The sequence below is a fragment of the Pseudomonas sp. 2995-3 genome (assembly GCF_002742565.1).
GTDB classification, from domain to species: domain Bacteria; phylum Pseudomonadota; class Gammaproteobacteria; order Pseudomonadales; family Pseudomonadaceae; genus Aquipseudomonas; species Aquipseudomonas edaphica.
In genome coordinates, this window is the sequence record NZ_LJSB01000086.1 from 1 (window position 1) to 343 (window position 343).

The window sequence follows — 343 nt, forward strand, 5'->3', positions numbered from 1 at the left end:
TTCCCCTTGCTAGAAACTATGAGTGGACTGTGGAGGTGAACCCTGGAAGTGTAGATTTGGAGAAATTAAAAAAAATGCGAGAAGCGGGAGTTAATAGACTCAGCATTGGAGTACAGACTTTTAACGAAGATTTATTAAAAAAGATTGGACGAGATCATCGGCCTAGTGATGTACAAAAGACAATAGATAAGGCGTTACAAGCTGGTTTTTCAAATCTCTCTATAGATTTAATGATGGGGCTACCTAATCAAACCATGGATCAATTTCGAGATACGTTAACAAAAGTTATAAATTTACCTATTCAGCATATTAGTGCATATTCTCTAAAAATTGAACCTAAAAC

General features: G+C 35.6%; 1 protein-coding gene. It reads left to right on the forward strand.

The window, feature by feature from the left end; all coding sequences use genetic code 11:
- Nucleotides 1-35 precede the first annotated feature (35 nt).
- Nucleotides 36-343, forward strand: a 308-nt coding sequence (locus tag AOA62_RS04985; RefSeq protein WP_256592294.1) for a radical SAM protein, incomplete at its 3' end; no start/stop codon positions are given.